The 5745-nt window shown below is 52.7% G+C and carries 6 protein-coding genes; 1 reads left to right on the top strand and 5 read right to left on the bottom strand.

What is annotated here, in order from left to right; translation table 11 throughout:
- Positions 1-509, bottom strand: a 509-nt coding sequence (locus AB7E14_RS19570) for an L-lactate permease (RefSeq protein ID WP_428169824.1), incomplete at its 3' end; no start/stop codon positions are given.
- Positions 510-765: 256 nt separating this feature from the next.
- Positions 766-1128 carry a YibL family ribosome-associated protein gene (locus tag AB7E14_RS19565; protein WP_042998601.1) on the bottom strand — a complete coding sequence of 121 codons (363 nt, stop codon included), beginning with the start codon at positions 1126-1128 and terminating at the stop codon, positions 766-768.
- A 287-nt stretch (positions 1129-1415) separates the two neighbouring features.
- On the opposite strand from AB7E14_RS19565, the gene AB7E14_RS19560 reads away from it, so the two are divergent.
- Complete coding sequence (locus tag AB7E14_RS19560; RefSeq protein WP_042998600.1) at positions 1416-1622, top strand: hypothetical protein; 207 nt, start codon at positions 1416-1418, stop codon at positions 1620-1622.
- 15 nt (positions 1623-1637) lie between these two features.
- On the opposite strand, the gene mtlR is transcribed toward AB7E14_RS19560, so the two are convergent.
- From mtlR to mtlA, 3 genes are all read right to left on the bottom strand, one after another.
- Complete coding sequence (gene mtlR, locus AB7E14_RS19555) at positions 1638-2225, bottom strand: mannitol operon repressor MtlR (RefSeq protein ID WP_046401674.1); 588 nt, start codon at positions 2223-2225, stop codon at positions 1638-1640.
- Positions 2226-2227: 2 nt separating this feature from the next.
- Positions 2228-3373: a mannitol-1-phosphate 5-dehydrogenase gene (gene mtlD / locus AB7E14_RS19550; protein WP_046401673.1), complete on the bottom strand. Its 1146-nt coding sequence runs from the start codon at positions 3371-3373 to the stop codon at positions 2228-2230.
- Positions 3374-3509: 136 nt separating this feature from the next.
- On the bottom strand, positions 3510-5423 hold the full coding sequence (gene mtlA, locus AB7E14_RS19545) for a PTS mannitol transporter subunit IICBA (RefSeq protein ID WP_042998597.1): 1914 nt from the start codon (positions 5421-5423) through the stop codon (positions 3510-3512).
- Positions 5424-5745: the final 322 nt, after the last annotated feature.

The following is a 5745-nucleotide window of genomic DNA, read 5'->3' as shown; positions in this document are numbered from 1 at the left end:
AACGCCACGGGCGCGGTATTGACGATCAGGCACAGTCCAGCGGCATACAGCGGGTTAAACCCGAGACCTACCAGCAGCGCGGCAGTGATGGCAACGGGGGCACCAAATCCCGCCGCCCCTTCGAGGAAGGCGCCAAATGAGAAGCCGACGATCAGCATTTGCAAACGCTGGTCAGGGGTAATCGACAGAATGGACGAGCGGATGATGTCAAACTGCCCGGTTTTCACCGAGATTTTGTAAACAAACACTGCGGCGATAATGATCCAGGCAATCGGCCATAGACCGTAGAAGAAACCGTACACCACCGAGGCCAGTGCGTGATCGACCGGCATTTTGTAGAACAGCAGCGCCACGGCCAGCGCAATCACCACCGTCCACGAAGCGGCAACATAGCCTTTCAGCTTGAGCTTAATCAGCGCGAAAAAGAAAAACAGAATCGGGAGCGATGCGATCAGACTGGAAAGCCAGATGTTACCGGCCGGATCGTAGTTTTGTTGCCAGAGATTCATTGCAGGTCTCCTGAGGGCCACACGCACAATGCAGTGAGTCTGTGCTCATCTTTTCGTCACATTATGTGTAAAAGTGGTCCTGCCAATATTGTTGTGTAGGGATAATGACAACGAATGGTTAATCAAATGTTATTTATTGGCAACGGCAGTGTAGGCTTAAATTAATGAATTGTGAACCAGTGGTCGTAACTGAAGGGGATTGGTAGGGCCAATTAAGGGAGGACCGGACAGCGGACGTGCTGCCCGGTATAAAAAATCAAAACTCGGTCTTTGCGAAGCCAGTCATCTCTTGCAGGCCCATTTCGCGGCCTAAGGCGGTCATTGGATGAACCACCACCAGACCGCGCACGCTTTTCTTCAGCTTGCCCATATCGGCCTGCTCTTTTTTGCTGATCGCACGACGGTACGGCAGGTTCATCAGTTTCTGCGCCTCTTTGCTCAGTTTTTGACTGTGAACGTCACGCAGACGGGCGATTTCTGCTTCCAGTGTGGCTTTCTCTTTTTCCAGCTCAGCGTATTTATCGGCGGCTTCAACCAGGGACAGATCGGCCTGCTGGTGGCGGATAGCGTCGAGGCGATCGCTCAGACGTTTGATTTCGTTTTTTTCGACTTCTTTCATGGGATGGCTTCTGATAGAAATAAGGTGAATGGACTATAGTATGCGCGCAGAGCGGGTTTATTCACAACTAATGGGATAATAATAATCAAATAACGCGAGTATTCAGTTGCTAACTATTTTTCTAATGGACTGATTAATTAAACATTTTAGACAATAACAGGATCATGTAAGAGATAATTTGCCGCCAATGGATTAAGCACGTTTTCCTTAATGTCATGACGCGGGCGATCCTACACTAAAATTGACCGTTGCGCTTAAGCACGGCGGGACCGCATGGAGGAGATAACATGGCAAAAATAGGCGAGAATGTTCCGCTTCTGATTGATAAAGCTGTGGATTTTATGGCCTCAAGTCAGGCGTTTAAAGAGTATCTGAATAAAATGCCTGCGCGTGATGACGTTCCGAGCGAAGTGCCTGCAGAAAATGCGCAGATGTACCTGCAACGGCTGAATTATTACCGGCGCCTGTATCAACCCGTGCAGGAAAAGGAGTAGCAGGCAGAGCGAGGCCTACTTCTGGAAGGCTTTTTTTAAGCTGATTTTAGAAATCAGCTCAGTCAGGGAGAGAACCATCGTCGAGCGCACCGCTTGCTGGTAGCGCTGGATTTGCATGGCGTACAAACTGGGGTCGGCGGCGTCAAACTGCGGCGGGGGTGGCAGCGCCAGTACGCAGTGCAGTTCGCCGAACGGCCCGAGAATCTCATCATCCGTAAAGGCATACTCATTGCCGTCATGATTCATCTCTTCGCGCATCGCCATCAGCAGCTCTGCGTCTTCATATTCAGGACGACTAAGGACGCCCAGACCGTAGATCAGTTTCAGGCGCACAGACAGATCGCCCAGCGGTCCGTCGCCGTCGAGTAACGGTTCTACAGCGTACTTCACTGCGTAGTCATCTTTGCGAAACACCTGAAGCACCAGAATGTTTACCGCCTCGGTGAGTAACTCCACGGCGGTGATCAGGAAGCTCCGTACGGTTTTGCCAGCATTCAGACGCTCAAGCACACGATTTTCAAAGGCCTGGGTTTGTTCCATTATTGCCTGCATATCTGACAATCTATTAATCAGGCGCAGGGGCTCCTGCGCCAGTTCCAGCATCATTACTTTGCGTTATATGCGCTAACGGCCTCGGCAACGACATCGCTGTTGATATCCAGCCCGGAAATCTGGGCCAGCGCAGCCTGTGGGCCTTTCTCGGCGATCAGTGCGGCCAGCTCCTGCGCCTGCGGATCGTCTTCGCTACGGAAGTGCATCGCGGCAGCAATCCCTTTGACCAGGTTAGCGTGCGGCAAATGGTATTCCAGCGTACCCAGCAACGGTTTGATTAAACGGTCACCCGCGCTCAGTTTACGCAGCGGCTGGCGACCAACGCGCTCAACGTCATCTTTCAGATACGGGTTTTCAAAACGACCGAGGATTTTCTGAATGTATGCCGCATGCTTGTCGGCATCAAAACCGTAGCGTTTGATCAGCACCGCGCCGCTCTCTTCCATTGCCCCTTTGACCACTGCGCGGATTTTCTCGTCGAGAATCGCGTCGCGGATGGTCTGATGACCGGTCAATTTTCCGAGGTACGCGGTTATAGCATGCCCGGTGTTCAGCGTGAAGAGTTTACGTTCGACAAATGCCATCAGGTTATCAGTTAATTCCATTCCCGGGATGTTCGGCAGCTCGCCTTTGAACTGGGTCTGGTCAACGATCCACTCGCTGAAGGTTTCGACAGTCACTTCCAGCGGGTCGTGGGTCGCAGAGGCTGACGGCGGCACGATGCGGTCAACGGCGGAATCCACGAAGCCGACATGGGCTTCAACCCAGGCTTTGTCGTCTTCAGCCAGCGCGTTCAGCACATGGCCTTTCAGTTGAGTGGTGCCTCGTACCATATTTTCACAGGCGATGATGTTTAGCGGGGTGGTGATCCCTTGCGCTTTGCGTTTGACCAGGCCTTTGGCGATGGCCGGCGCGATGCGCTCCAGCACGACCGGGCCAACGGCCGTGGTGACCAGGTCTACCTGGGCGATCAGCTCAACAACATCATCGCCAATGCTGCTTACCGCATTGACGCCAGTCACGGTATCCACCTGCTCATTTTCACCCACAACGTGAACCTGGTAGCTATGACGGGCATTCAGGGCGTCGAGCACGACCTGATTTACATCAGCGAATGTCAGTTGTATCCCCGCGTCCGCCAGCAGTTTGCCGATAAAGCCACGACCGATATTACCTGCGCCAAAATGTAATGCTTTCATAGTAGTAACCTTCATTAATGTTTTTACCCGAGAGGGCTGGGGTGAGGGGTTATCTGTTGCTCCCTCAACCAAACCCTCTCCACAAGGGAGAGGATTGGATCGGCCCGATAAGCGCAATGTCACCGGGCTACGGGGTTTACTTACGACCCGCCAGCAGCGCCAGCACTTCATCAACGCTGGTGGTGTTAGCCAGGCGTTCGATGACGGATTCGTCATCCAGCGCGTTGGTCAGGCTGGTAATCACCTGAATGTGCTCGTTGTTGCGAGCGGCGATACCGATCACCAGACGGGCGATGTCGTCGTCTTCTTCACCGAAACGAACGCCTTGCGGGTACTGGCAGAACACGACGCCGGTTTTCAGTACGCGGTCTTTCGCTTCAACGGTACCGTGCGGAACGGCGATAGACTCACCCAGATAGGTTGGGGTCAGTTTCTCACGTTCCAGCATCGCATCGACATATTCAGGCTCAACGTAACCGCCTTTCACCAACTGCTCACCGGCGAAGCGAATCGCTTCTTCTTTGGTCGTTGCCGTACGTCCGAGGAAGATATTCTCCGCACCCAGTTTGAACAGGTTGTTATCCCCTTCGTCAAAGCTGTCTTTCAGGCTGTCGCGGACTTTGACTTCATTGTCAGTGTGGCGCTGAGCGGCAACCAGACGCTCAGTCAGGCTGGAGTACAGGCCGCTGTCGAGGAAGTTGGTCAGCGAAATATGCTGCGCCTGCGGTACCTGACGCATCGCACGTTCGGTGAGATCGCGGTGAGTGATGACCAGGTCAACATCCGGTGGCAGGTTGTTAATCGCGCTGTTGGTGACTGAGATCTGGCTCAGACCGGCATCCTGCACTTTCTTACGCAGTACGCCGGCGCCCATTGCGCTGGAACCCATACCGGCATCACAGGCAACGATGATTTTACGCACGTGGCTCAGGTCGTTGGTGACATCGCCAGCAGACAGCGGAGTACCGCCTTTGGATTCTGCTTTCATGTCATGCATACGACGGGTCGCCGCTTCAATGTCATCGTCTTCTTTCACTTTGCTGGTTTTCAGCAGAATGGCAGAGACAACGAAAGAGACCGCCATCGCCGCACAGATTGCCGCGATGTTAGCGAAGTAGGCGCCTTTTGGCGTCATCGCCAGCACTGCCAGGATAGAACCCGGAGAAGCCGGAGAAACCAGACCGCCATTCAGGAGAGTCAACGTAAACACGCCCGTCATACCGCCGAGGATAACGGCGAGGATCAGACGCGGGTTCATCAGTACATACGGGAAGTAAATTTCGTGGATACCGCCCAGGAAGTGGATGATTGCCGCACCGCCTGCAGACTGTTTAGCGCTACCGCGACCAAAGAACATGTACGCCAGCAGAACACCCATCCCCGGACCTGGGTTGGCTTCAATCAGGAAGAAGATGGATTTACCCAACTCATGGGACTGCTGAATACCCAGAGGTGAGAAGATACCGTGGTTGATAGCGTTGTTCAGGAACAGGATTTTCGCTGGTTCAACGAAGATAGACGCCAGCGGCAGCATGTCATGGACAACCATGAAGTTAACGCCTGCAGCCAACACTTTCGACAGAACTTCAACTGCTGGACCAATGCCGAGGAATGCCAGAATGGCGAGGATCATACCGATGATGCCAGCGGAGAAGTTATTCACCAGCATCTCAAAACCGGATTTGATCTTACCGTCTACCCAACCATCGAAATGTTTGATTGCCCAGCCGCCCAGAGGACCGGCAATCATTGCACCGAGGAACATCGGCATGTCTGCGCCGACGATAACGCCCATGGTGGTGATTGCACCCACCACGCCGCCGCGTTCGCCACCCACCAGTCTACCGCCGGTATAACCGATCAGCAGCGGCAGGAGATAGGTGATCATTGGGCCAACCAGCTTCGCCAGCGTTTCGTTTGGCAACCACCCTGTCGGAATAAATAGTGCAGTGATAATACCCCACGCGATAAACGCGCCGATATTTGGCATCACCATATTGCTGAGGAATCGACCAAAGCTTTGCACCTTGATCTTAATATCGGATGACATAAAAACACCCCTTCTTATGTTTGCTATCGCGCAGGCTGTAAGCCCGAGGTTTTGTTAATGTAGCGGCAGAGGTAGCCGGACCCTGTAGATACTGCGAAATCTGGCACTGAATCGTTAAGCTGTCCAGTCAGCGACCTTTAATGTGATTTGTGTCACATAAATATAGGGGGTAGGGAGGTAATTGATGTGACATTAATCACAAAACTGCTGTGTAAAAAAACAACAAACCGTCGTTCTGAACCATTAATGGCATTAATTTGTGATGTAATTCACGTTTTATATTTGGCTGTTTGTTGAATGTTTGTGATCTGAATCACAAGAA

The sequence above is a fragment of the Citrobacter sp. genome (genome assembly GCF_050252275.1).
In the GTDB taxonomy this organism is placed as follows: domain Bacteria; phylum Pseudomonadota; class Gammaproteobacteria; order Enterobacterales; family Enterobacteriaceae; genus Citrobacter_A; species Citrobacter_A amalonaticus.
Note: the sequence above shows the minus strand (reverse complement) of the source record. Positions and strands in the feature narration are given on the sequence as shown.

What these genes read in the sequence shown, in the direction of transcription:
- AB7E14_RS19565 (WP_042998601.1), bottom strand. Translation starts at nt 1,128, where the DNA reads ATGAAAGAAGTCGAAAAAAACGAAATCAAACGTCTGAGCGATCGCCTC.
- AB7E14_RS19560 (WP_042998600.1), top strand. Translation starts at nt 1,416, where the DNA reads ATGGCAAAAATAGGCGAGAATGTTCCGCTTCTGATTGATAAAGCTGTG.
- mtlR (WP_046401674.1), bottom strand. Translation starts at nt 2,225, where the DNA reads ATGCTGGAACTGGCGCAGGAGCCCCTGCGCCTGATTAATAGATTGTCA.
- mtlD (WP_046401673.1), bottom strand. Translation starts at nt 3,373, where the DNA reads ATGAAAGCATTACATTTTGGCGCAGGTAATATCGGTCGTGGCTTTATC.
- mtlA (WP_042998597.1), bottom strand. Translation starts at nt 5,423, where the DNA reads ATGTCATCCGATATTAAGATCAAGGTGCAAAGCTTTGGTCGATTCCTC.